The 25,550-nt window shown below is 60.3% G+C and carries 22 protein-coding genes; 14 read left to right on the top strand and 8 right to left on the bottom strand.

The window, feature by feature from the left end; translation table 11 throughout:
• Positions 1-82: 82 nt before the first annotated feature.
• The gene (locus tag AA0535_RS13030) at positions 83-616 is read left to right on the top strand and encodes a GNAT family N-acetyltransferase (RefSeq protein WP_264816914.1); all 534 of its coding nucleotides are present in this window, start codon (positions 83-85) and stop codon (positions 614-616) included.
• A 56-nt stretch (positions 617-672) separates the two neighbouring features.
• Here the strand turns inward: AA0535_RS13030 and AA0535_RS13025 are convergent, their stop codons facing one another.
• Positions 673-1,743: a glycosyltransferase family 4 protein gene (locus AA0535_RS13025; protein WP_264816912.1), complete on the bottom strand. Its 1,071-nt coding sequence runs from the start codon at positions 1,741-1,743 to the stop codon at positions 673-675.
• A gap of 180 nt (positions 1,744-1,923) precedes the next feature.
• Here AA0535_RS13025 and AA0535_RS13020 point away from each other — a divergent pair, with 180 nt between their 5' ends.
• The 3 genes from AA0535_RS13020 to AA0535_RS13010 are packed head-to-tail and all read left to right on the top strand — an operon-like array spanning position 1,924 to position 5,544.
• Positions 1,924-3,849, top strand: coding sequence for a polysaccharide biosynthesis protein (locus tag AA0535_RS13020; RefSeq protein ID WP_264817036.1), 1,926 nt, complete (start codon positions 1,924-1,926; stop codon positions 3,847-3,849).
• A gap of 55 nt (positions 3,850-3,904) precedes the next feature.
• Positions 3,905-5,086, top strand: coding sequence for a DegT/DnrJ/EryC1/StrS family aminotransferase (locus AA0535_RS13015; protein WP_264816910.1), 1,182 nt, complete (start codon positions 3,905-3,907; stop codon positions 5,084-5,086).
• The gene (locus tag AA0535_RS13010) at positions 5,083-5,544 is read left to right on the top strand and encodes a hypothetical protein (protein WP_264816908.1); all 462 of its coding nucleotides are present in this window, start codon (positions 5,083-5,085) and stop codon (positions 5,542-5,544) included. Before AA0535_RS13015 ends, AA0535_RS13010 begins: the two co-directional genes overlap by 4 nt.
• 84 nt (positions 5,545-5,628) lie before the next feature.
• Here AA0535_RS13010 and AA0535_RS13005 read toward each other — a convergent pair whose 3' ends face one another.
• The 3 genes from AA0535_RS13005 to AA0535_RS12995 all read right to left on the bottom strand — a co-directional run bounded on the left by AA0535_RS13005 (position 5,629) and on the right by AA0535_RS12995 (position 9,820).
• Positions 5,629-6,420 carry a MerR family transcriptional regulator gene (locus AA0535_RS13005; protein WP_264816906.1) on the bottom strand — a complete coding sequence of 264 codons (792 nt, stop codon included), beginning with the start codon at positions 6,418-6,420 and terminating at the stop codon, positions 5,629-5,631.
• Positions 6,421-6,766: 346 nt separating this feature from the next.
• Positions 6,767-7,885: an AI-2E family transporter gene (locus AA0535_RS13000; RefSeq protein ID WP_264816903.1), complete on the bottom strand. Its 1,119-nt coding sequence runs from the start codon at positions 7,883-7,885 to the stop codon at positions 6,767-6,769.
• Between the two features lie 42 nt (positions 7,886-7,927).
• Complete coding sequence (locus AA0535_RS12995; RefSeq protein WP_264816901.1) at positions 7,928-9,820, bottom strand: ABC-F family ATP-binding cassette domain-containing protein; 1,893 nt, start codon at positions 9,818-9,820, stop codon at positions 7,928-7,930.
• 118 nt (positions 9,821-9,938) lie between these two features.
• On the opposite strand from AA0535_RS12995, the gene ndk reads away from it, so the two are divergent.
• Together ndk and AA0535_RS12985 are read left to right on the top strand one after the other, a co-directional pair.
• Positions 9,939-10,361, top strand: coding sequence for a nucleoside-diphosphate kinase (gene ndk / locus AA0535_RS12990; RefSeq protein ID WP_264816899.1), 423 nt, complete (start codon positions 9,939-9,941; stop codon positions 10,359-10,361).
• 434 nt (positions 10,362-10,795) lie between these two features.
• The gene (locus AA0535_RS12985; protein WP_264816896.1) at positions 10,796-11,284 is read left to right on the top strand and encodes a hypothetical protein; all 489 of its coding nucleotides are present in this window, start codon (positions 10,796-10,798) and stop codon (positions 11,282-11,284) included.
• Between the two features lie 74 nt (positions 11,285-11,358).
• Here the strand turns inward: AA0535_RS12985 and AA0535_RS12980 are convergent, their stop codons facing one another.
• A complete protein-coding gene (locus AA0535_RS12980) occupies positions 11,359-12,303 on the bottom strand; it encodes a DMT family transporter (protein ID WP_264816894.1) in 945 nt (314 codons plus the stop codon).
• A gap of 190 nt (positions 12,304-12,493) precedes the next feature.
• Between AA0535_RS12980 and AA0535_RS12975 the strand changes: the two genes are divergently transcribed.
• Complete coding sequence (locus AA0535_RS12975) at positions 12,494-13,057, top strand: P-loop NTPase family protein (protein ID WP_264816892.1); 564 nt, start codon at positions 12,494-12,496, stop codon at positions 13,055-13,057.
• On the opposite strand, the gene AA0535_RS12970 is transcribed toward AA0535_RS12975, so the two are convergent.
• Complete coding sequence (locus tag AA0535_RS12970) at positions 13,048-14,523, bottom strand: sugar porter family MFS transporter (protein ID WP_264816890.1); 1,476 nt, start codon at positions 14,521-14,523, stop codon at positions 13,048-13,050. The genes AA0535_RS12975 and AA0535_RS12970 overlap by 10 nt on opposite strands.
• Before the next feature lie 297 nt (positions 14,524-14,820).
• Here AA0535_RS12970 and AA0535_RS12965 point away from each other — a divergent pair, with 297 nt between their 5' ends.
• The 3 genes from AA0535_RS12965 (at position 14,821) to AA0535_RS12955 (ending at position 18,271) form a co-directional block, all read left to right on the top strand.
• Positions 14,821-15,648: a sugar phosphate isomerase/epimerase family protein gene (locus tag AA0535_RS12965; protein WP_264816888.1), complete on the top strand. Its 828-nt coding sequence runs from the start codon at positions 14,821-14,823 to the stop codon at positions 15,646-15,648.
• A gap of 226 nt (positions 15,649-15,874) precedes the next feature.
• A complete protein-coding gene (locus AA0535_RS12960; RefSeq protein WP_264816887.1) occupies positions 15,875-16,825 on the top strand; it encodes a glycosyltransferase in 951 nt (316 codons plus the stop codon).
• Between the two features lie 12 nt (positions 16,826-16,837).
• Positions 16,838-18,271: a DUF2142 domain-containing protein gene (locus AA0535_RS12955; RefSeq protein WP_264816885.1), complete on the top strand. Its 1,434-nt coding sequence runs from the start codon at positions 16,838-16,840 to the stop codon at positions 18,269-18,271.
• A gap of 62 nt (positions 18,272-18,333) precedes the next feature.
• Here the strand turns inward: AA0535_RS12955 and purN are convergent, their stop codons facing one another.
• The gene (purN, locus tag AA0535_RS12950; protein ID WP_264816883.1) at positions 18,334-18,909 is read right to left on the bottom strand and encodes a phosphoribosylglycinamide formyltransferase; all 576 of its coding nucleotides are present in this window, start codon (positions 18,907-18,909) and stop codon (positions 18,334-18,336) included.
• Positions 18,906-19,964, bottom strand: a complete 1,059-nt coding sequence (gene purM / locus AA0535_RS12945; protein WP_264816881.1) for a phosphoribosylformylglycinamidine cyclo-ligase — start codon at positions 19,962-19,964, stop codon at positions 18,906-18,908. The genes purN and purM overlap by 4 nt, the downstream gene beginning before the upstream one ends.
• A gap of 95 nt (positions 19,965-20,059) precedes the next feature.
• On the opposite strand from purM, the gene AA0535_RS12940 reads away from it, so the two are divergent.
• From AA0535_RS12940 to AA0535_RS12925, 4 genes are all read left to right on the top strand, one after another.
• The gene (locus AA0535_RS12940) at positions 20,060-20,791 is read left to right on the top strand and encodes an HdaA/DnaA family protein (protein ID WP_264816879.1); all 732 of its coding nucleotides are present in this window, start codon (positions 20,060-20,062) and stop codon (positions 20,789-20,791) included.
• A gap of 221 nt (positions 20,792-21,012) precedes the next feature.
• A complete protein-coding gene (locus tag AA0535_RS12935) occupies positions 21,013-23,187 on the top strand; it encodes an RNA degradosome polyphosphate kinase (protein WP_373319344.1) in 2,175 nt (724 codons plus the stop codon).
• Between the two features lie 13 nt (positions 23,188-23,200).
• A complete protein-coding gene (locus AA0535_RS12930; RefSeq protein WP_264816877.1) occupies positions 23,201-24,694 on the top strand; it encodes a Ppx/GppA family phosphatase in 1,494 nt (497 codons plus the stop codon).
• Positions 24,688-25,419, top strand: coding sequence for a CDP-diacylglycerol diphosphatase (locus tag AA0535_RS12925; protein WP_264816876.1), 732 nt, complete (start codon positions 24,688-24,690; stop codon positions 25,417-25,419). The genes AA0535_RS12930 and AA0535_RS12925 overlap by 7 nt, the downstream gene beginning before the upstream one ends.
• Positions 25,420-25,550: the final 131 nt, after the last annotated feature.

The raw sequence follows: 25,550 nt of genomic DNA, 5'->3' as shown, positions 1-25,550 counted from the left end.
GGCGGTTTTTTCTGTGCTCGCGCCCTCGGTTGGGGCAGGCTGACCTCTGAAATCACCAGTTCTCTGGGGAGGAAGGGGCACGATGGCCATGTTGCGGGAATTCGATACGGATAATCTTTCCTTTCGCCTCCCTGCCCGGAGAGATTTCAACGATCTTGCCGCGATGCGCGCGGACCCCGTGGTCGCCCGATATACCTCTCTCCACCCTGCGTCCGAGGCCGATTCCTGGGATCGCCTGATGCGATACAGGGGCTATTGGGAAATTCTGGACTTTGGTTACTGGTTCGTTCGGGAAAAGGCGTCTGGCCGCTTTGTCGGCACGATGGGTTTTGGCGAGACCCGGCGGGGAATTGAACCGTCTCTTGACGGATTTCCGGAGGCCGGATGGGTCCTTGCCTCATGGTGCCATGGCAGGGGCTATGGGACAGAGGGAGTTCCGGCCATCCTGCACTGGCTGGACACATACACGCCCCACAAAGCCACACGCTGCATCATTGATCCGGAAAATACCGCCTCGATGCGTCTTGCGGCCCGAAACGGGTTCGAACCGCTGGGCAGGGCGCTCTACCAAGGCACCGAGATCGTAATCTTCGAGCGCCGTAGGCTTTGTCCGTGAGGCTCAGCAGACGGCGTCAAGCGGCGCTGACGGAAGAGATGCGTAGTCAGACTTCTTCACCATTTTCCAAGGTCGCGGCCCCGTGCACGTTGGATCACGAAAGCGGTCCACAGGAGTTGCGGAGCAAGCAGCGCGATGAGCCGGAACCATAAGGGCCAGGGCTGAAGACAGATCCCTCCACCCCATACTGCAAAGACCCAATGCACCACGGTGACGACGACCGGCGAGACGCCGCTACGAACCGCAAGCTGATAAAGATGGCTGCGATGAGCCTGTGCCAGTGCATCGCCTGCCAGGGCTCTGCGCAGCAGAGTGAAGGCAACATCGTAAAGAACCCCGCATAGAAGGAAAGGCAGGATCAGCCTGTACGGCGTGACAAGCCCGGCCTCGATGCCGAGCCAGGCGAGGGCCAGCCCGGCACCCTGACTGCCCACATCGCCCATGAAGATCCGGGCTCTGGGAAAATTGAAAGGGAGAAAGGCGAGCAGGGTAACCGCAAGAATCAGCGCAGCATGGGCATCTGCGATTGCCCCGACCCTCGTGAACACGAGAGCGAGAGCAAGAGCACTAATAGCCATGACGCCGGAGGCTAAACCGTTGATGCCGTCAATGAAATTGAGTGCGTTGGTCGTATAAACGAGCCAGATGAAGCCTGCTCCGAACGCAATGAGGCCTAGGGTCCAGCCTGTACCGAGGAGGGCTGGCAGGCCCGCGATGCTGAAACTGCCGCTGACGATGTCAGCGAATGCCGAGGCGCCACCGCCCGGTAACGGCATCAGACCCACCCCGAAAAGCACCAGAACGGCGGCAATGCCTTGCATGCCGAGTTTGAGTGCCGCGCGATAGGAATGAACATCGTCCAGCCATGAAAACAGGGCTAGAAGTGCCACGCCCGACAAAGGCAGCAGCAAGGCGGGTCCCGGCAGATCTCCCTGTGTCCAGAGCTGCGAGAGCGGGAACACGAGCAGGAATCCCGTAACCACACCGATCCCGCCGCCTTTTGGGGTAGGGCGGGCATGCGAACTGCGATGGCCAGGCACATCCATCACCCCGACACGGATCATGTGGGTGATCAGGGCAGCGCTGAGGCTGGCAGCGGCAATGCAGCAGAGGATCAGGGGTATCATGGTCGGATCCGGCATTTTGTGACAGGCTCGGACAGGCATCGTATCTGCCCATCGCGACAAAAGAATTTTCGGGGCTATAAGAGGCGTGTGAACGCGAAGCAACAACCCCATAGCCCGGTCCCTCCTTCCCGATCCTTGGCCCCTCGTCATCGATCTCGCGGGCGTATCGCCGTCAATGTGATGGCGGATGGGCTGATCTCAGGCATCGCCGCGCCAGTGGCGCGGTTTCTTGCCGCCCCTCATGACGGGCTGCTTCATCCGCTGTGGTTCATCGCGGGCGGCGCCATTACACTCCTTGTCAGTGGCCTTCCTTTCAGAATTCCGCAGCAATACTGGCGTTTTTCCGGCGTGGCCGACCTGCGTGGCATTGCTGCCGCTTCTATTGGGGGGGCGGCCCTTTTCTCGCTCACGCTTTGGCTCTCCGGCTTCCCCCTGCCGTCGCCAACCTTTCCCCTGATCTATGCTCTGGTGCTTCTGGTCGGGCTGGGGGGAGGGCGGCTTTTGACCCGCTTGTACGGGCGTATGCGTCAGCAAGCCCAGGGTCAGGCAAAACGCGTCCTGCTGGCGGGTTCCGACCTCAGCGCGGACCTGTTCCTGCGCGCGCTCGAACGCGCACCCGAAGCACGATATGAAGTGTTGGGCCTGCTCACGCGGTCACCGGGGCAGCAGGGGCGGCGTTTGCAGGGGGTGCCTATTCTGGGCACGACAGACGATCTGAGCGACGTGCTTGCCCGTCTTGCAGACAGCGATTCCGCGCCTGAAACCCTGATTGTCACCGATCCCGAGTGGCGTGGATCGCAGCTTTCGGTCGTGCTCGATGCCGGTCAAGCCCGCGGTATCTCCGTGCAGCGCGCGCCTTCCCTGACCAATCTGACCCCTGCACAGGAAATCCAGATGCGCCCGATTGCGCTCGAGGATCTTCTCAACAGGCCCGAAGTGCCGCTGGACCGCGAAGGCATGGCGCGGCTGATCCAGGGGCAGGTGGTGATGGTCACGGGAGCAGGCGGAACGATCGGGTCGGAGCTGGCCCGTCAGGTAGCGCAGTTCGGCCCAAGCCAGCTTCTGCTGCTCGATCACGGGGAATATGCGCTGTGGCAGATCGATCTGGAGCTCTCGGAGCTGTTTCCCCATGTGTCGCGCCATGTGATCGTTGGCAATATCCGTGACGCGCAGCGTATCGGCGAGGTCTTTGCCCACCACAGGCCCACGCTGGTTTTTCACGCAGCGGCGCTCAAGCATGTGCCGATTGTCGAGACGAATCCCTGTGAGGGCGTTCTGACCAATGTCATCGGCACCCGTATCGTCGCCGATGCGGCTATACGTCATGGGGCGTCGGCCATGGTGCTGATCTCGAGCGACAAGGCGGTCAACCCCTCGAGCATCATGGGAGCAACCAAGCGATGCGCCGAGATCTACTGCCAGGCATTGGCGGCAGAGGCGGAGGCGCGGGGATCGATATTCCGCTGCGTGACTGTGCGCTTCGGCAATGTGCTCGGGTCGACCGGATCGGTCGTGCCCCTGTTTCGCCGCCAGCTCGAGCAGGGCGGTCCACTGACCGTCACGCATCCGGACATGACGCGCTACTTCATGACCGTGCCAGAGGCTGTCGGTCTCGTATTGCAGGCCAGTGTGCGCGGCACAGCCACGCGAAGACAGAAGGACGAGACCGATCTGCGTCTGCAGCAGGGGGGAATATTCGTTCTCGACATGGGCGAGCCGGTGCGGATTCTGGACCTTGCGCGGCAGATGATCCGTCTGGCGGGTCTGCGTCCGGATGAGGATGTGGCGATCCGCTTCACCGGATTGAGGCCGGGCGAGAAGCTGTATGAGGAGCTTTTCCACGGCCGCGAGGCTCCAGTGCCCACCGATGCTCCGGGCCTCAAGATGGCGACCCCCCGCCTGATCGATCTCGAGGCTGCCACCGTGCTGCTGCAACGCCTCGAGGCGGTCAGCCTTGTGGATGATGTATCCGATGCGCTGACGATCATTCAGGATCTTGTGCCGGAATTCGCCCATAATCCTTTGGGGGAGGTACGACATACGACACCGCCCCGGCTGCCCGAGGGACGCGGCCAGGCTTCGGGAAATCAGGCTTTTGTGCCATAGTCATGCGCGATACAGGACCGGCCCGTCACTGGCCGCACAGGGAAAACAAGGTGCCATGAGCGATAAAGCCCCCATCTCCTTTCTCGATCTGCCCAGACAGCAGGCGCGTCTGGGCGCGCCTTTACGCGCACGGATCGATACGGTTCTCGAGCACTGCAAATTCGTCATGGGGCCGGAAGTGGCCGAACTCGAGTCACGTCTTTGCGCCTATAGCGGCGCACAGCATGCGGTCAGTGTTTCCTCCGGGACTGATGCCCTGCTGATGGTCCTCATGGCTGAGGAAATCGGCCCGGGCGACGCCGTGTTTCTGCCCGCCTTCACCTATACGGCAACTGCAGAGGTCGTGCTCCTGCTCGGCGCGACGCCGGTCTTCGTCGATGTGGATCCGCGCAGTTTCCAGATCGATCCCGCCAGTCTGCGTGACCGCCTGGCCTCGATACGCGCGCAGGGCGAGCTTGAGCCGCGCGTGATCATCGGGGTCGACCTGTTCGGCCAGCCTGCCCCATGGGCGCAATTGCGCGACATTGCCGAGGCCGAAGATGTGCTGCTCATGGCGGATTGCGCCCAGGCATTCGGGGCGTCTCTCGACGGGCAGAAACTCGGGCGTGAGGCTCTGGCCACCACGCTGTCTTTCTTCCCCTCCAAGCCTCTCGGCGCCTATGGCGATGGCGGAGCAATCCTGACCGATGATGCGGAGCGCGCCGCACTTTATCGCTCGCTCCGCACCCATGGCGAAGGGCGCACGCGCTATGAGGTGCTGCGTATCGGGCTCAATGGCCGCCTCGACACGCTTCAGGCGGCGATTCTGCTGGCCAAACTCGACGTTTTCGAAGACGAACTGAAGCGTCGCGACGCCATCGCCTCTCGTTATGACGCTGCACTCTCGGGGCTCGTTCAGACGCCATATCGCATCGCCCATTCGGAAAGCGCATGGGCCATTTACTCGATCCTGCTTCCGGATGCCGCCACGCGTGACGCGCTGCAGGCCAGCCTGGGAGACGCCGGAATTCCCAGCGTCGTCTATTACCCTCGCCCGCTTCATGAGCAGCCTGCCTATGCCGAGCATCATGACGAAACCGTCTCATTGCCGGTTTCCGAAGAGCTTGGTGCGCGTATCCTTGCCTTGCCGCTTCATCCTGAGCTGACTGACCCAGAGATCGACCGGGTGATCGGGGCGGTGCAGGCGTTCTTCAGCCAGGCGGATGCGAAGCCTGTGACACAGGAGCAGGGCGCTTGAGGAAGGAAACACTCCTCGTTGTCGGGTTCGTGGCGGTGGTCCTGTCCACCGTGGCCGTGATCTGGTTCTTCGCGTTGCCAGCGTTACGCCCGGTACGCTTCGAGCCGGTCAGCGATGTGACGCTCACGATCGAGCAGACCAAACAGAGTCGCATTCTCAGTGTGGCCGAGACACACGAACTCAATCTATGGCTTCAGGCCCACACCCATGGCTGGGCGCCTCTGACTTCGCCCGCGCCATCGACGGGGGATGTTGTCATAAGCGGGCATATCCGGGATGGAGAAGCCTTCGAGCTTGCGCTCTGGACGGGGGTGAGCGGGGCTGACTGGAACAACACGGCGATCACCAGAGCCAATCCGAAGGCAAGGTTCAAGGTCCAGAGTTTCGGAGACGAAGACTGGGCGGCTCTCAGGCGCCTGATCGATGGTCAGGGCTTCGCGAAAACCGACGTACCCTGAGCCTTTCATGGCGACAGGAGCGGGCAGGCGACGCTGTCCGTTCCTCATTCCGCCTCAAAGCTGTGTAGGCATCTGCCTTGAACTTCAGGGGCAGGGCGCTTGCGCTTTCTCGGCGCGACACTTTTGTGCGGCTGTCATGAAGCCATAAACCGCTGCGCTGAACGGCGCCTTGACCGTGTCTGTCTGCCAGCTTTCCATATCGGCATACATGGAGGCGGCCTTGCTCCAGTGCTCCTTGCCAAGAGCGTCGAGCATAGGTTGCTGAAGCTGCAGCCATTCTCCAAGCAGATTCTGCGCCTCTGCGGATGCGGGATCGATATTGCGTTGGACAGCGTGCTCCACTCGCGCGATCAGGGATTCCCAGCTGTGCTCGTACGTCGTTCGGGCGTCATCGGGGAACAGTGCCGCGCCCACGCTTTGCCAACGATCCCATTCTTCCTCAGAGAAAGAGTAACGCTTCGCAATGTCCTTGTAGTCCTGGTTTGTCATGATTTTCTGCGCCTCATTGATCAGGGAACAGAGCCCGTCCACATCCGGCACCGCGCAGTTTTCCATGAGATCGCGTGTCTGGTGCAGGCGGCGCAACATGGCCGCGATCTCGCGCTGCTTGGCTGTGAGATGCTGGATCTGGGTGTCGATCAGGCTCCGGGAATCGAGAGAGGGTTCGAGCATGGCTGCCGAGATTTCCGACAGGCGATATCCCGATTGTTTGAGCACCATGATCTTTGTGATCAGGGCGACGTCGTCGGCGCCATAGACACGGCGCCCCGCTTCGGAGCGTCGGGGTACGATCAGCCCTTTTTCTTCGAGATGCCGCAAGCTACGGATGGAAAGACCGCACTGGGTGGCCATTTCGCCGATTGAGCGATCGCGCATTGTCAGAGTCCCTCTCTTGTCTCCGGCCTGACCATGCGCTGCTGACATAGTGTAAGGAGCAAGAGAAAAATCTCGCGAACGCGTGAAGGGGACAAGCGTCTCGCGTGTCAGCGGCGCGAAGCAGGCGGCGGCCACGTCAGTTCGTCAGCGGCATTGAAAAAACAGACGTTCGGGAGATCCGGAGATGCCCGGCGCTCGATAAAGCTGCTGTTCCCGGGGCGCCCTGACCGACGTGCCCTTAATTGCTGCCACTCAGGGTTTCGGTGGAGGTCACAGCGGGCTGCCGGCCCGGCACTGTCGGTGAGAAGAAGCTCCCAGCAAGACAGGGAGCTTCAGGAATAGGGGATTACCGCGCGCCATCCTTGGAAAGGGGGGCGTCCCCCATGGTCTCACCGGTCCTCATGTCATCTGCCAAAGGTGCTGTTCCCTTGTCGCCGATGGCGAGAAGCGCGGCGGTGAGGGGAGAGGCAAGGATGAGGCCGGGGACGCCCAGGATAGTCCCGAAGACTGTCTGGGACAGGATCGCGAGTGCCGGCGGCATATGAACGGCGTGACGCTGAATGAGCGGGGCGAGGACATTGCCTTCCAGAAACTGGATGACGCAGTAGAGCCCGGCGACCATCAGACCGGTTCGGGTGCCTTGCGAAAGGGCGATCAATACGGCGGGGATAGCTCCAAGAATGGCACCGATATACGGGATGAAGTTGCACAGACCGGCCACGACGCCGAGTGCCATGGCCAGCGGGACCCCGAGCACGGCCAATCCGATCCCTGAAGCCAGGCCGACAGCGAGCATGTCGAACGCCTGCCCGATTGTCCACGACCAGAGCGTTGTGCCGGCCGTGAGAATGAGTTTGCGCGCTACGGGTCGATGGCTTTCGGGGACGAGACGCAGCATGCCGTCGACATAGATTGCGGGAGACATCGCGAAATAGAGCCCGGCAATCAGAATGACAGCGATCGTCCCAAGCAGGCCAAAAGCACTGGAGAGAATGCCAGTCACGGAATTTGCCAGCCCTGCCCCAAGGGAGGGCCCGCTCCCTGCCTCGTTGCCGCCGAGGGACTTGGGCAGATGATCGAGCGCGAACTGGCCCCATGTGCTGGTGCTCATCTGGCTGCGCACCTGACCGTATTGCGTGACGAGGGCCTGCTTCAGCTTGACGAACTGATCGCCGATCTGCGGCCCGCTGAAGTAGAAAAGCGCTGCAATAGCGAGAAGAATGACGAGAGCGACGAGCCCCACAGCCAACTGATAGGGGATACGCACACGGTCGCGTAGAATGCGTGCCAGACCGTGAAGGATAACCGCGAATAATGTGGCCGCAAATATGACCATCAGCACATCGCCTATGAGCCACAGCGCCAGCACAACGATGGTCACAATGAGAGTGAAACGCAGGATCTTGAAGATCCGTGTCAGCTCAAGCCCGGCCCCTTGGGCGTCGTCATGATGAGTTTCGGACATCGTCTCTCTTTTCGTTAATCTTCTGTCCTGTAACGATAAAGTCTAGCCGCGGTTTGCTTCATCTATCTCTGCTTCAGCAGCGAGCCAGCGTCCTTCTGCCGCCTGCTCCTCTAGCCTCAGGGCGGCAAGTCTCGTGTTGAGTTTGGTGATCTCGCTGGCGTCGCTTTTTTCGTAGAGCGCAGGATCTGCCAGGCGGCTCTCGATGCGTCCCCGTTCCTTGCCAAGCTGCTCCAGAAGATGCTCGGCCGCTTTGGCCTCCTTGCGCAGGGGGGCGAGGGCCTTGCGCAGTTCTGCGCGGTCACGGCGCTGATCCTTGCGTCCTGCACTGTCAAGGTCACTCTCGGGTCTGGTATCGCTTGCAGCCTTGCGTGCGCGGTCGATCAGCCAGGTTCTGTACCCGTCCATATCATCATCAAAAGGCGTTATCGTGCCGTCATCGACCAGCCAGAGGCGATCGGCGACAGACTCGACCAGATGGGAATCATGGCTGATGAGGATCACCGCCCCTTCGAAATCGCATAGCGCCCGGATCAGGGCATCGCGCGCATCGAGGTCGAGATGGTTCGTTGGCTCATCGAGCAGCAGGAGATGCGGCGCGTTACGCGTGGCAAGGGCCAGGAGAAGTCGTGCCTTCTCGCCCCCCGAAAGATCGCCGACGCGCGATTCCGCCTTGCCGGCATCGAGGCCGAAGCGGTCGAGCTGGGCTCGCACCGCGACGGGTGTGGCGTCGGGCATCGCGCGGCCCATATGGTCGATGGGCGTGTCGGTCAGAATCAGTTCATCGCCCTGATGCTGGGCGAAATATCCGATCCTCAGCCGGGAGGAATGGTTGACGCTCCCGGCCAGGGGCGCCAGACGGCCGGCCAGCAGCTTCGCAAAAGTCGATTTGCCTTTGCCATTCTGTCCGAGGAGGGCGATGCGGTCATCGAGATCGAGACGGCAGGAGAGCTGGGAGAGGACAGCCTTTCCGTCATATCCTACACTCACCTTGTCGAGCGAGAGCATGGGCGGCGGCAGCGGTGTGGGTTCGGGGAAAGCGAACCGGGTCGGCGTGTCCTCGACCACTGAGTCGATCTGCGGCAGCCGGGCCAGGGCTTTCAGGCGAGCCTGCGCCTGTCGCGCTTTTGTTGCTTTTGCCCGGAAACGGTCGACGAAAGACTGCATATGGGCGCGCTGGGCGGCCAGACGCTCTGCGGCGCGGTTCTGCTGAAGTGCCTGTTCCGTACGGATACGAATGAACTCGTTATAGCCTCCCGGTGTGAGGCTGAGCTTCCCCTTGTCCAGATGGGCGATGGAATCGACCACACTGTCGAGCAGGGATCGGTCATGGCTGACGACGATGGCCGCGCCCGAGAAGGATTTGAGCCAGTTTTCCAGCCAGATCGTCGCTTCGATATCCAGATGGTTCGTCGGTTCGTCAAGCAGCAGCAGGTCCGGGTTCAGGAAGAGGGCAGTCGCCAGGGCAACGCGCATTCGCCATCCGCCGGAAAATGAGGAGACGGGCCGAAGCTGTGCGTCGTGGTCGAAGCCAAGGCCGGAGAGGATGCTCGCTGCGCGCGCAGGTGCCGTGTGGGCATCGATCACCAGCAACCGCTCGTGAATATCGGCCAGACGAGTCGGATCACTCATGGTTTCCGCGTCGTGCAGCAGACGTGCGCGCTCGAGATCGCCCGCAAGCACCGTCTCGATGAGGGATGCGTCGCCGTCGGGCGTTTCCTGTTTCACGCGCCCCATGCTTGCCCGGTTCGACAACTGTATCGTGCCTCCGTCGGGGTGGAAATCGCCTGCGATAGCCGCAAGCAGGGTGGACTTGCCGGCGCCGTTGCGGCCAACGAGTCCTACCTTGCGACCGGGGTCGATGCTCAGGGAGGCATTATCGAGGAGGACGCGTCCCGCAATACGCAGGGTCAGGTCGGTGATGGTCAGCAGGCTCACAGTATCTTCCCGGACAATTTAGGACGCGTTTTGATGTCAAGCGGACTATCAGGAAGTCCTGTTTTGCTCTAGGGGAAGGGCGTTCATCGCTTTTCTTTTTTCACGCAGGAGATGCCTCATGGCCCTGGAACGCACCCTTTCGATCATCAAGCCCGACGCGACCCGCCGCAATCTGACCGGCAAGATCAACGCCGTGTTCGAAGAAGCTGGCCTGCGTATCGTCGCGCAGAAGCGCATCAAGCTGACCGAAGACCAGGCCAAGGCCTTCTACGCGGTTCACGCCGAGCGCCCCTTCTATGGCAGCCTCGTCGCTTCCATGCTGTCCGAGCCGGTCGTAGTGCAGGTGCTGCAGGGCGATAATGCCGTTGCGCATCACCGCGAAGTCATGGGCGCCACCAACCCGGCCCAGGCCGCTGAAGGCACCGTGCGCAAGCTCTATGCAGAGAGCATCGAAGCGAACTCGGTTCACGGTTCCGACAGCCTCGAGAACGCGAAGAACGAAATCGCTTTCTTCTTCGCTGAGACCGAAATCCACGCCTGAGTTCCATACTCTTGCAAGATTGAAGAAAGGCGGCTCAAAAGCCGCCTTTTTTTGCATCTGAGAGCCCGCAAAAGGCTTCTACCCAGCGTCGTGGCAGGCTCACCTGACGCTCGGACGCGAGTTCTGTGTCTCGAGCCCGGCACGCTGTGCTGGTTTTTAAATCCAATTCCGTCTCGATCATGGCACCATTTTTATTCGGAGATGCCGACACTCCCGGCCGGGACGGGCGCTTCGATGCGGGTTTCACGAGCGCGTCATTTGCAAAATCCTAACCGGGTAAGGCCTAGCGTGATACTGCTTATTGACGTTGAGACAGCCGAAGTATGAGAAAATCTTCGCAACCCTGCACAATTTGTTAAATTACACGCTCTTTGCGATGGTAAGGGATTTTGGGCTGATCAATCGTCAAAAGACGGCGTAAGGCAAAGAATCTGATGACACAGTACAGAGCGGATAAAGAATCAATAACTGATTCTAAAAATAGTGAATATAAAGATAATATCATTTGTTTCCCTACTCGTTTGCGTCACAGGAATACGAATGACCGGGAAATTCCCGATCCATTTATTGTCGTATCAACCGATGATGGGCGTATTTGCGATCGTCTTGGAATGTCTGGCGATGAGTGCTGTTACATCCTTCCGCCGCGGGTCAATAGTGTCTCTTTTGACTTTGCGGATACCGGTTCTGGCCTGACAGACAGGCAGCATGGTCGACGCCTCCCGAAGCTCGCCCGCGTTATTCTCTCCGAAGCAGATGGCATTTCCGAGATCGATGTCCCGATGGATGGAGAATTTACTACAGCGCAGGGTGGAAATATGGAAATGAGATGGATCATTGCCGGACGCAAACTCATTCTGGGGAGACGCACGCCCGAGCATGTCGCGCTGCTGTCTCTCAAGCTGGCCATTCCAGAGCACTGACGCATCGGACGCTCTGATGCAGAGAGCGTGCAGCCGCGATGACAAGACGCTGAGGGGCTGAGCGTGTCGGGCGATCACCCGACGGAAGGGGATGATTGAGTACGCCGCAAGCGCCATGCACGCCACAGACGACCATCGATAGCGGCCAGACCGCCGCCTATCAGTAACAGTCCTGCGATCGCGTACCAGCGTACCGTTTCCCCGAGGAAAAGGCTTCCGAGCCCGAGAGCCATGATGGGGAGGAGAAACGTGACCAGAGAGAGGTTTGTGGCACCCGCAGTGGCAAGCAGCCTGAAATACAGAATAAAGGCCAGCGCCGTGCTGAGGAGGGCGATGCCTCCAAAAGCGGCCCATACCTCGACGGGGAGGGATGACATCCGCCATGGATGATCGACAAGGAACGAGAGCGGCAGGGCGATCAGGGTACTTGCGGTGAGTTGTCCGGTGGCGAGCTGAAGCGGTGCCATAGTTCTGAAGCGCCGGGCATAGACACCGCCGAATCCGTAGCTGAGCGCCGCGCCGAGACACGCGCAATCGCCCAGCACTGAAGACTGTCCCCCGTTGTTGAAGAGCGCTGGACCTATCAGGACGCTCACTCCGACGAACCCCATGACGATTCCGACAATCTTGCCCCAGCGCAGTTTCTCGTCATGGGTCATAAAGTGCGCCACGATAATCGTGAAGACAGGTGTGGTTGCGTTCAGGATTGCTGCCAGACCGCTGGAAATCCTCGTTTCGCCAAAGGCAATGGCGGAAAACGGAATCACGTTGTTCAGGGCACCAAGGACGATGAGACGCCGCCATAGGGCTGCATCCAGTGGCAGAGGCGTGCCTTTTGCAAGCAGGAGAAGATTGAGAGCAATGGCGGCAAGGCCCACCCGGCCGAGAACGACGGTAAAGGGGGGGACGTGAGCGACCAGGATCTTGAAAAAGAAAAAGGATCCGCCCCAGAGCAGAGCGAGAACGAGCAGGAGAAGCCACTCTTCCACTCCCATACCGCGTTCGTGCTGGTGATGCATGATGTGCTCTCGTATCAAAATCCGGTTCCTGGATGAAATCCGGGTGGCATGATGGCATGTTGTCATTCGCCATGCATCCGCGTCCGGCGCGCTAAGCCTGCTGAACCCCGGACGCGTGATCGGAAATTCCCACCACGCTTGAAGGCGTCAAGTCCCGTCCCCCGGCACAGAAACCCAGCGGAAAGGCAACATGGTTCACACGCTTCCTGCGCTCGGTCCACGCATCATCGTGATGGGGCCTTCTAACAGCGGCAAATCGACCCTGTCACTCGCTCTGGCAGGGCGGCTTGGCCTGCCAGTCATACATCTGGACCTGCTCCGTTTCGAAGCGGGGGGATTTGAGACGATGCGCCCGCTTGAGGCATTTCACGACGATCATCAGCGAATCATCGAGCAGGAAAGCTGGATCATCGAGGGAAATTACTCGTCCTGCCTGTCAGAGCGTCTCGAGCGCGCCACCGGGGCGATTCTGCTCGATTGCTCGACGATACGAAGCCTGTATCGCTATGTGAGGCGCTGTCGTCATGCGGGGCAGCGGGCGGGGGGATTTCCCGGTGCAGGAACCGAGCCCATACGCCTGAGCATGATCCGGCACATCATCGGCCCGACCCGTCGTAACAGGCGGCGCTATCGTGATGTTTTCGACAGGATAGCGCTGCCCTGCGTCATTCTCGAAACGCCTCATGCAACGCGGGCATTCATCGCGCAGGAGGCGTCATGGGCATTGCAGAGGGGCTCGACTGCTCAGGCGTGATCGAGAGGAATGATCCGCTCTCGCGGCATTGTTGCAGAGTCTAGAGAGCTGGAAACATTCCCCAGCATGGTGTCTTCGATCTTCTCGAGCGATACGCCCTTCGTTTCAGGCACGTAGCGCAGGACAAACGCCATGGAGCCGAGGCAAAGCAGGGCGAAGAGCCACATCGAGAAGGCGCCGTGGAATGCCTCGTTCAGGGTCCTGTTGCCCGCGAGCATAGGAAAGCCTTGAGCCACCACGAAATTCATCACCCAGTTCGAGGCCACGGCAAGGCTCATACCTGCCGAGCGTATGCGATTGGGGAAGATCTCCGAGACAAGAATCCAGGCGACAGGTCCCCAGGAGAGGCCAAACATCACCATGTAGAAGAGCAGGCCGAACAGGGCGAGAAGTCCCGTATCCTGCGTGTAGAGGGCGACAGAAGAGACGAGGAGGCCGAGGGTCATACCAAGCGAACCCCACAGGATCAGCGGTCGACGCCCCTTCCTGTCCACAATCCAGGCGCCGATCATGCCGCCCACGAGGTTGGCGACACCGATCCAGATCGTCTGGAAAAGCGCGTTCTGCAGACTGCCGCTCGAAGCGCTCAGCAGCATTGGCGCGTAATAGACCACGATATTGATGCCGGTGAACTGCTGCAGCCCAGCCACCATCGCCCCTATGAAGATGATCCAGCGTGCGCGGCGGTCTCTCAGGAGGGCTGCGAGCGATTGCCCGTTCCCCCCATGATGGGTCATTGAGTCCCGTATCTCCGCCATGAGCGATCGCGCATGGGATTCGTTGGAAATGCGGCTCAGGGTTCGAAGCGCATGGTCCTCGCGCCCGCGGATCATGTGCCAGCGGGGTGATTCCGGGATCAGGAAGATGGTTGCGCAGAAGATCAGGCACGGGATGATTTCCGAACCGAGCATCCATCGCCAGCCCATGGTTTCGAGCCACTCTGCGGTTGCCCGTGCGGCGATGAGATAGTTCACCACATAGACGAGCAATGCGCCGACCACGATGGCAAACTGCTCCATGGAGAGGGCTCGCCCCCGCATGTCTTTTGGCGAGACTTCGGACATGTACATGGGCGACACCGCCGAGGCGATCCCTACGGCCAACCCGCCAAGAATGCGGTAGAGAACGAACTGGAGGAAATCGGGGGCGAGCGCGGCACCGAACGACTGTACGGAAAACAGGATGGCGCAGATGAAAAGCGCCATGCGGCGTCCGAGCGTATGGGCCAGCCACCCTGAGGAGAATGCGCCGATGATACAGCCCAGAATCACACTGGACACAGCCCAACCCGTAGCGGCATCGCTGAGATGGAAATGTTCCCTGATCGGGCCGATGGCACCTGATATGACCGACGTGTCGTAACCGAAAAGAATGCCGCCGAGAGCGGCGACGGCACAGATACGCAGCACATAGGAAACATCATGGCGCTCCGAGGAAACGCCGACGAGGGCGCGGAAACGTTTCATGATTGTTCCCCTCTCTTGGATCCGCACCCTTCGCAGGGGGGAGGTTGATCGACATGTGTCGATCGCACCGTGATCTGGCGCAGGGTGGAGGAAAATGGGGACAGAGACATAGCCAACCTCAAAAATGACATTCGCGTAACTTTCTGAGCCTAGGGTCTGCGCGTCGAAAGCGAATGGCGATTTCGATGGTTTTCCATCAACAGCCGTGTGGGCGCGCTCGTGCGGAGGCGGCAGTTTCAGCGGATCGAGGGGCGGCCCCGAGGGCGTCTTCTCTCCCCATCTGCGAAGGATCCCCCAATGCGCACGGCGCTTCACGGCATTTCGAGTTTTCACAGCAGTCTGGTTACCGATATCCGACTTGCTGCAGCGGCAGGTTTCACAGATCTGGAGATCTTCTATCCGAAGCTCGTTCGCTATCTCGCTTGCGGCGGCACGATAGAGACATTGCGACAACGCATCGCTGACGCGGGACTACGCGTGAGTCATGTCAGTGCTCTCGATCATATCGAGCGCCACAGCCACGAGGACTTCGAGTATCTTCTTCGGGAAGCCCGAAAGATCACAAGAGAAGCTGAAATGCTGGGAGCGCAGACCGTGATGGTTTTGCCTCGCAACGGGATCGACCATCTGTCCCGGACGCAGATCATGGACATCATGACGCGCAACATCGGCGCGATTGCAGCGATCGGGCGTGACCATGGTATCCGCTACATGATCGAACTGCCGGCCTTCACGCAGTTCCACACCCTGGCCCAGGTGCAGGAAATCTATGATCGTGTGGGGGCAACCAATATCGGAGTCGTTGTCGACTTCTGGCATTTCCATGCTTCAGGCGCGACTCCTGAAGATGTAGCGGCCATGGATCGCGAGCGGATTTTCGGCGTGCATTTCTGTGATGGACGACGCCCGAAGGATAGCGAGGGATGGGACGAGACGGTGCTACGCGCCTGTATGCCCGGGGAAGGGGAAATCGACCTCGCCGCCTGGTCCGATGCCGTGCGTCGAAGCGGCTATCAGGGACCGTGGTCGGTGGAACTGATCAGTCCCTGGCTGTGGGAGGCCGATCCAGAGTGCCTTCTCCCGAAGCTGCAAGGGATTCTGGCGCAGTACGCTGCGCCCGTTTAAGACAAGAAAAGAACTGTCTCGACCCTGTGAGAGCGTCGCTATCTCGGGGTGAGGCCATGCAGCTATCGCCAGTTGAGCCATATTCGGTGGCGGGCCTTTTCCTGCAAAAGGCAAAGACCGGCCGTGATCTGGTGTCTCTACTGTCAAGATGCTAGGAGCGCCTGATCGTGAGCGTTTGATAGAGAGAGTGATGCAGGCAGATATCCCGCGCCAAGATGGCACTGCCGTGAACCGGCAAGACCTGGCAGCCTATCGCATTGCCGTTCTCATTCCCTGCTACAACGAGGAAGTGACCATCGGGCAGGTCGTGCAGGATATGCGCCTCGCACTGCCGGACGCGTTCATTTACGTCTACGATAATAATTCGACGGATCGCACCATGGAGATTGCGCGCACGGCCGGTGCAATCACGCGGCGCGAGCGCCTCCAGGGCAAGGGTAACGTGATCCGGCGCATGTTCGCCGATATCGAGGCCGATTTCTATGTGCTGATCGATGGTGACGGAACCTATGAGGCCGCAGCCGCGCCGCGCATGGTGCGTATGGCCCTTGAAAACGGCCATGACACTGTCATGGGCGTCAGGCAACACGAGGAGGCCGCAGCCTATCGGCCCGGTCATGTTCTGGGCAACAAGGTGCTCACGGGCCTTGTCGTGAGTCTCTTCGGGCGGGGCCAGTCCGATATGCTTTCCGGGTATCGCGTTTTCAGCAGGCGCTTCGTCAAGTCTTTCCCCGCATTATCCGCCGGGTTCGAGACCGAGACGGAATTTACGGTACACACTCTGCAGTTGAACATGTCGATGGGTGAGGTGGTCACGCGCTACAGCGAGCGGCCGGAAGGCTCGTTCTCGAAGCTGAACACCTATCGTGACGGGTTTCGCATTCTGGGCACGATCATCAACCTTCTGAAGCAGGAGCGTCCCTTCCTGTTCTTTGGCCTGATCGGCATTGTGATGGCGCTCCTGGGCGGCATCGTGGGCATGCGCTCCATCCTTGATTTCGTTGAGACCCACACCGTGCCGCATCTGCCCTCGGCCGTTCTGGCAACAGGACTCGAATTGCTGGCGGCCCTTTCTCTGGTATGCGGCCTGATCCTGAACAGCGTCGCTCTGGGACGACAGGAAAACAAGCGGCTGGCCTATCTCGCCCTGAAGGCGCCGCCTTCGCTCGAGGGATAAAGGCAGGTCGTCATGGCCCGCTTCGTCTATTCGGTCTCATCCTACGGGGGATCTGTTTTGCTTCATCATCTCCGATCGGTCCTGCCGCAGTCTCCAGCGCGACTTTACCTGTTTTTCGCATCGCTCATGGCGCTTTCCTGCGTTTTGCTGATCCCGCCAGGTCAGATGCCCGATGAGCGAAACCATTTCGCACGTGTCACCCAGATTTCGGAAGGTGGTATCGTCGGGATCAAGAACGGGCCGAATGAATCCGGAGGCTACCTGCCGCAGGGCTTCCCGCAGGAACCCGAGTTGCTGGATGCGTTGAGGTTCCACCCGGAAGCCAAGGTGAATCTGGCACAGCTTGAAGCGTTATCCGCCAGACACTGGACGAACAGGCGCGGATGGGCATCGTTTGGCAACACCTCGATTTATGCGCCTGTCACCTACATGCCTGCAGCACTTGTCACCTTCGTGGCCCGTCATACGCGCGCAGGGATTATTCAAACCCTTTATGCAGTCCATGTGGTCAATGCCCTGCTGACGATCGTGCTCTGCGGGCTGGGGATCGCGCTGGCGCGTCGGGGCAGATTCTATCTGCTAATTTTGTCCAGCCTGCCCATGGTCATGGGCCTCGCCGCTTCGAGTTCGCAGGACGGTGTTCTTTTCGGACTGGCCGTGCTCACAGCATCGCTGTTGACGCGTCTCTCGCCCGAAGAGCCGGGATCGAACCGGTTCTGGATCGGGGTGGGATTTGTCTTTGCGGTGCTCACCATCAGCAAGCCCCCTCTGCTTCTCTGCAGCCTCATCCCGCTCGGCCTTGGCTATTCGAAGCGTCGCCTCGTGCTGGGTGCTCCCTTTGTCATGAGCCTGTTCGGGTTCCTGCTCTGGCAGCATTTCGGGCTCGACCCTGCGAAGGTCCAGTTCCTCGAGGGCAGCGGCGTTTCGGATCGCGGTCAGATTCATTGGGTTATCACCCATCCCCTGGCGCTTCCCGGGCTGGCCTATCGAACGCTCCAGACTCATCTCATGCATTTGGTCCGTGAATTTATCGGTGTCCTTGGCTGGCTGGACACGATGATGCCGCAGTTCTTCTACCGGACCGTCTATCTGGGCATGCTCTGCTGTATGGCGTTGGGTGCTTATGGCGCCTTGCGCTCTCGCGAGCAGCGCCAGACCCTGGCTGGTACGTTGATAACCCTCACCGCCATCCTGCTCGCCGTGGGTGCAGTTTTCTTCTCGCTTTACGTGATCTGGACGCCTGTAGGGGCACCGGTCATCGATGGCGTTCAGGGTCGCTATTTCCTGCCTATCGCGCCATTTCTGGCCGTCGCGTTTCCTGCGGCAGCGTCAAATCGGCTGGAGAAGCGGTCGCGTGGTCATATGGCTCTGATGGTGGTGTTGGCCGCGTTTCTCACGCTCGATCTTGTGGTTCTCAGCACCACGCTGGCTACACGTTACTGGTAGCAAGCACGCTTCTCGAAGAGGAAGCGGACATACAAAAAAGCCCGGTGAGTACCGGGCTTTTCTCATGGTGTGAGATAGGCTTCGAGAGCAGCAGGATAGAGGCGGTGCTCCTGTTCGAGCACCCGACCCGCCAAGCGCTCGGGGGTATCGCCAGGCAAGACCGGAACCTCGGCCTGCTGCAGGATGGGGCCCTCATCCACTCCGTCGGTCACGAGATGGACCGTGCAGCCATGGCGCGTTTCTCCTGCTTCAAGAGCACGCGCATGCGTGTCCAGACCGGGGTAGAGCGGAAGAAGGCTCGGATGGATATTGAGCATCCGGCCCTTCCATTGCTCCACCAGATAGGGTGTCAGGACACGCATATACCCGGCAAGGCAGATGACTTTGACGCCAGCCCCGACCAGAGCTTCATCGATCGCTTTCTCATGACCGGCACGGTCTTTCGGGAAAAGACGATGATCGATCGCCAGTGTCGCCAATCCCGCTTTATGCGCTGTTTCCAGTCCCGCTGCGTCGGGGTTATTACTGAGCACGAGGGCGATGCACGCGGGGTAGTCGGGCCGCGCGCAGGCCTCGATCAGCGCCTGCATATTGCTGCCGCGACCACTGATGAGAACGGCAATCGGCGTCTTGGTCATTGGGCGAAATCAACCGTGCCATCCAGCGCGTAGCGGGGGCCATTGGCCGTGATATCGCCGATCCGGTAACCCTTCTCGCCACGCTCGGCGAGGAGTGCGAGGACCTTATCGGGTTCAGGCGTGATCAGTACCATGCCGATGCCGCAATTGAAGACCCTCAGCATTTCGTCATGGGCGACATTGCCTGTCGTCGCGAGCCAGCGGAACACGGGCGGTACCGGCCAGGTATCGGCCTCGATCTGCACGCCCAGACCCTCGGGCAGGACGCGTGGCAGATTACCCGGAAGGCCGCCGCCCGTGATATGGGCGCAGCCATGAAGCAGACCGGCATGATGCAGGGCCATGACCGTACGAACATAGAGCGCTGTGGGGCGCAGCAGCGCCTCGGCCAGCGTACTGCCCGGCTCGAACGGCGCTTCGCTGTTCCAATCCAGGCCACTCATCGCCTTGATGCTGCGCACCAGGGAGTAACCGTTGGAATGTACGCCGCTCGAAGGTAGCGCGATCAGCGTGTCACCCTCTGCAATCCCCGCAGGGAGCAGGGCGGTGCGCTCGGCAGCCCCGACGCTGAACCCGGCGAGGTCGTAATGTCCTGCTTCGTACATACCGGGCATTTCGGCGGTTTCGCCGCCGACCAGGGCGCAATCCGTATCGCGGCAGGCCTGGGCGATGCCCTTGATCACCCGTGCGGCGTCTTCGACCGAGAGCTTGCCTGTCGCGAGATAGTCCAGAAAGAAGAGGGGCTGGGCACCCTGCACCACGAGATCGTTCACGCACATTGCGACGAGGTCGATACCGACCGTGTCATGCTGCCCGCTTTCGATGGCGACCATCAGTTTGGTACCGACGCCATCGGTGCAGCTGACCAGAACGGGATCGGTGAACCCGGCCGCCTTGAGGTCGAACAATGCGCCGAAACCTCCAAGCCCCCCCATGGTGCCGGGACGATTGGTGGACTTTGCGGCAGGCTTGATTGCCTCGACCAGAGCATCGCCCGCCTCGATATCGACCCCGGAGTCCCGATAGCTAGCTGAAGGAGAGATTGGGTCGGTCATGCTGTCGCCTCGCTCGAAAAACCTGGCCGGTTGCGTTATCATCAGTCCTTCTAATGGAGCCGACCCGGCTCGGAAAGGACCGGAACGGCTATTGGATGGACAAAGAGGCGGGAAATGACGGATTGCTGCCCAAGGCCAGTGCCTTGCAGCTCGCTCTTGCGCTGCGGCCACCTGCCAGCGTCGCCGAGCGGCATTTCGTCCCAGCGGCTTCGAATGCGCAGGCACGCCACTGGCTGAACCAGACCGGCTGGCCGGATCGACGGCTCCTGATCCACGGGGCGGATAGCTGCGGCAAGTCGCATCTGCTGCATATATGGGCCGCCCGTCGTCAGGCGCGCGTGCTGGACGCTGCGCGTCTCGATGCATCGGATCTGTCGGAAATTGCTGCGAATGCGCCAACCGCTCTGGTGCTCGATCATCTGGACAGGGTGACATCGGAGCGCGCAGTTCTGCATCTGCTGAATATCACCCGCGAGTGCCGCACGACCCTGCTTATGGCATCGCGCCTCTCGCCTGTGCGTATGCCGATCATCCTGCCCGATCTGGCCAGTCGTCTGCGCGCGGTCACACTCGTTCCGATCATGCCGCCAGAGGATAAGCTGCGTTTTGCCCTGTTGCTGCGCCTGATTGCGGAACGGCAGATGGTGATCTCGAAGCCGATCCTGGATTGGCTGATGTGCCATCTCCCGCGTACGGGTGACGCCATTGTCGAGGCGGTGGATTGTCTGGATCGAGCCACGCTGGCGCATAAGAGGCCGCTGACAACGGCGCTCGCTCGCGAGGCTTTGGCCGCACTTCTGGCCTGTGACGATGAAAGTCTGAGCTGACCGGGTTGTGTTTATGACGTTTAGGTTAAGGGGTTTGACGTAGGGCGTCTTATGCGAGGATGCTGCGTTTACCCATTGGATAGAAACAGGAAACGCATCGCGTGACGTCGTCTTCGGAAAAGGATTCGGTCAAGGATCCAAAGGTCGCCCCTCTGAAGGCTGCCAGACCTGCCCGAAACAGTCGCCCCCGTGCCTCTCGCGCCACACGGGCGGTAGCGCGTATTCCCGACCCGGGAATCGTCACCTCACCGGCGCGCTTCATCAATCGCGAATTATCCTGGCTCGATTTCAACCAGCGCGTGATCGAGGAGGCTGAAAACAGCCGTCATCCTCTGCTCGAGCGGCTCCGTTTCCTCTCCATCAGCGCCAGTAATCTCGATGAATTCTATTCTGTGCGTGTGGCCGGTCTCGTCGGTCAGGTGCGGGAAGGACTGGTTGCCCCCTCGGCTGACGGACTGACGCCTGCGCGGCAGCTTACCAGTGTGCGTCGCAGTGCTGCCAAGCTTTTCGCCGCTCAGCAGCGGATCTGGCGTTTGTTGCGCGGAGAACTCGCTCAAGCTGGCCTGAGGCTTTGCACGCGCGATGAACTGACCGAGGCGGAGCGCGAGAGCATTGCCGCCAAGTTCGAGGACGAGATCTATCCGGTTCTCACGCCGCTTGCCATCGATCCGTCGCACCCCATGCCGTTCATCCCCAATCTGGGCATGGCGCTGGCCCTGAGACTGAATGATCCGTCCATCCCCGGTTTCTCGATGGACGCCCTCATCCTGCTGCCCCAGCAGATCGATCGCTTCATCCGCCTGCCTGCGCCTCACAGGGAAGAACCCGAGATTCGCCCGGATGTGCGATTTGTGGCGCTTGAGGACGTCATCCGCCTGCATATAGACCGCCTGTTTCCCGGCATGGAAATTGCCGAAGGCGGGGTGTTGCGGATCATCCGTGACTCCGATGTCGAATTTGAGGATGAGGCGGAGGATCTGGTCCTTTCCTACGAGACGGCACTCAAGCAGCGACGTCGTGGGGTGGGTATTCATCTAGCGCTCGATGCGTCCATCCCCGAGGGTATGGGGCGGGAATTCGCCGAAGAACTCGATGTCGCCAAAGACGATGTCGTGGTGCAGCCCGACATGATCGGCGTGGTCGACCTCAAGCAGATGATCGTCTCGGACCGGCCCGATCTTCTGTTCAAGCCCTATAAGGCGCGTTTCCCTGAACGTATCCGCGATTATGACGGTGATTGCTTCGCGGCGATCCGCGCCAAGGATATCGTGGTGCATCATCCCTTCGAGAGCTTCGATGTGGTGGTGCAGTTCCTCAAGCAGGCAGCGCTCGATCCCAATGTCGTCGCGATCAAGCAGACGCTGTATCGAACGTCGCGCGACAGTCCGATCGTGCGGGCTCTGATCGAGGCGGCGGAACTTGGAAAATCGGTTACGGCCATGGTCGAACTGCGCGCACGTTTCGACGAAGAGGCTAATATCCGCCTGGCCCGATCGCTCGAATCAGCGGGCGTCCAGGTCGTTTTTGGCTTTACCCATCTGAAGACCCACGCAAAGCTCAGTCTCGTGGTTCGGCGAGAGGCCGGGGGGCTGCGCTCCTACGCGCATTTCGGCACGGGAAACTACCATCCGATCACCGCGCGTATCTACACCGACCTGTCTTTCTTTACGTGCGATCCGCAACTGGCCAGCGATTCGGCCAAGCTGTTCAACTACATGACGGGTTATGCGACCCCGGTGGACATGGAGGCGCTCGCCTTCGCGCCTATTACGCTGCGCGAAACGCTCATGGAATTGATCGATGGTGAAATCGCCCACGCCAAGGCTGGACGTCCCGCCAAGATCTGGCTGAAGATGAACTCGCTGGTCGACCCTTCGCTCATCGACGCGCTGTATCGCGCTTCACGAGCTGGGGTGAAGATCGTCGGTATCGTGCGCGGGATCTGCTGCCTGCGCCCCGGCGTGCCGGGGCTGTCCGAGAATATCGAGATACGCTCGATCGTCGGACGGTATCTGGAACATGCACGAATCTTTGCCTTCGGGAACGGCCATCGCATGCCGTCGCACAAGGCGAAGCTGTTCATCTCGTCCGCCGACTGGATGGGGCGCAATATGGACCGTCGTGTCGAGGCCATGGTTCCGATCTTCAATCCGACCGTTCACGCGCAGATCCTGGGTCAGATCATGACGATGGATTTACGTGACACGCTTCAAAGCTGGGTGCTTTCCTCGCGGGGGGATTGGCATCGTGTGTCTGCCGGGGCTAATCCCTTCTCGGCGCATGAGTATTTCATGCATAATCCCTCGCTTTCCGGGCGTGGCTCGGCGGCCAGGGAGAAACCGCAGGACAAGGATGCGGGTCGTCGTGAACGGCCCGATCGCATCCGCGAAGATTGAGGAAACGGGTAGAGTGACGGGTTCTGACGCACCGCAAGGCCATCATCGCGCAGCCATTGTCGATCTTGGGTCGAACTCGGTTCGACTGGTTGTGTTCGAGGGCGTCACCCGCAATCCCATTCCGATCTTCAATGAAAAGGCAACACTGCGCCTTGGGCGTGGCCTCGAGCAGACGGGTCGACTGAACGAGGAAGGGTTGCGTCTGGCGCGTGACGTGATGAGCCGCTTCTACGCGATTGCGCGTGCCATGGACGCCCATCCTTTCGAGGTTCTGGCCACGGCGGCGGTACGTGACGCCAGTAATGGCCGCGAATTTGTCGAAACCCTGCATGAATGCATGCCGGGCGTCCCTATCCGCATCCTCTCCGGGGAGGAGGAGGCCGATTACGCAGCCACGGGTGTGCTGTGCGGTCTACCCGATGCCGATGGTGTGGTCGCCGATATCGGGGGTGGCTCGCTCGAACTCATCCGTGTCGCCGGGGGGCGGCATCATGAGGCCTGCACCAAACCTCTTGGCGTGATCCGCCTTTCAGACCGTTCCGGCGGGGATCTCAAGCGCGCACGTGAGGTTGTCGAGGCCGATCTGGACGATGTCGAGTGGCTGCCAGCCCTGAAGGGTAAACCGCTCTATCTCGTCGGCGGGGCTTTTCGCGCATTGGCGCGGTTGCAGATCGCCCGCACACACTATCCCCTCAACATCGTTCATCTCTACACGCTCGGGGCCGATGAGGCGCGTGAGATGGTGACCTGGCTGATCGACACGCCGCGCAAGATGCTTGAGAAAGTACCCGGCTTTCCGCGCAAGCGCCTTGATGACGTCCCCTACGCGGCCACTGTCCTGCGGCGACTCATGCGCATCGTCCAGCCATCGCAGATCGTGTTCAGTGTCGATGGTCTGCGTGAGGGGTGGTACATGCGCAAGGTGGGCCAAGCTGTTGCGACGCTCGATCCTTGCCGCGCGCTTGCCGATGAAACTTCTCATCGCCTCAGCCGCAGCATGGAGCTCCCGGGCGATCTTGTGCGCTGGACTGCACCGCTATTCGCGCATGAAACCCCTTCCGAGACGGCTCTGCGAGACATGGCCTGCCGTATGTCGGATATCGGGTCTTTCGATCACCCGGAATATCGCGCGGCCCAGACCTATCTGCGTGTGATGCGCATGCACGGTGTCGGGTTCGACCATCAGGCAAGGGCATTCGTGGCCCTAACTCTGGCTGTGCGTTATGAGGCGGACCCGGCCGATGCGCTCATGGAAGTTTCCCGTCGCCTTCTTGCACCCGATGACTGCGATCGCGCAGTCCAACTCGGATTTGCGCTGCGTCTGGCCTATACGATCTGCGGCGGAACCGCCGCGCTGCTCAAAAACACGTCGCTCAGCATCGAGGACGGCGTGCTCTGGCTGAGCCATGACTCGCAAAGCAGCTTCGCCGCAGGCGGCGGTGTGAAGCGTCGGCTCGAGCGCCTTGGGCAGAGCATGACCTTGGCGGCAGCTACCCGTTCGTGCTGAGATCATTCCTAACCTTGGCCGCTGCGGCGATGCTTGGCACCGGCACGGCTCTCGCTTCACCCCCAGGGCTGGTCATTCATAAGGACCATGATCCAGACGTGCTCTGGAAACTTGTGCATGGTCGCTGCGCTCGCGGGCTCAAACCTTGCGCCGTCTATGATGAGACCCATGGCTTTGCGTTGCTCCACTCCATAGAAGGTCAAGGGCAGTATCTGCTGATCCCAACGGAAAAAGTGACCGGTATGGAGAGCCCGGCACTCCTCCGACCTGAACAGCCCAATTATTTCGCGGAAGCCTGGGCCTATCGTGAGCGTGTCGGGCAGGATTATCATCGCTCGATCCCTGAGAGCGAACTCTCTCTTGCGATCAATTCCGCTCACGGGCGCTCGCAGAATCAGCTTCATATCCATCTTGACTGCATCGATACAAGAATGCGCGCTCTGCTGGATCGCAACGAGGCATCTATCGGTCCCTCTTGGTCATATCTTCCCGAGAGCTTCAACAATCACCGGTATCGCGCGCTTTATCTCGCCACGATGAATGGTTCGCCTTTTCGGATTCTGGCGGCACGCCTCGCCCATCCCGAGCAGGAGATGGGCAATCACACCCTCATCCTGACACCGCTCGGAGCTGGATATGTCTTGCTCGACGATGTTGTGGGCGGTGATGACCGTGCGTCCGGCGAGGAAATCCAGGATCATGAATGTCAGGGGCGGCGGAACTGAACCTCCGCCCGGTGCCCTTCAACCATCGATGGGACCGCATATTCTAGACAAAGCGAGGTTTCTTTTACCTCGTTGTCATGGATCGGAAAGCAGTGAATGCCGTCCGATCCGTTTGTCCCTCCGGTTTATTC

This window comes from Asaia krungthepensis NRIC 0535 (assembly GCF_025995175.1).
GTDB lineage: Bacteria > Pseudomonadota > Alphaproteobacteria > Acetobacterales > Acetobacteraceae > Asaia > Asaia krungthepensis.
This window is presented reverse-complemented; position numbering and strand designations above follow the sequence as displayed.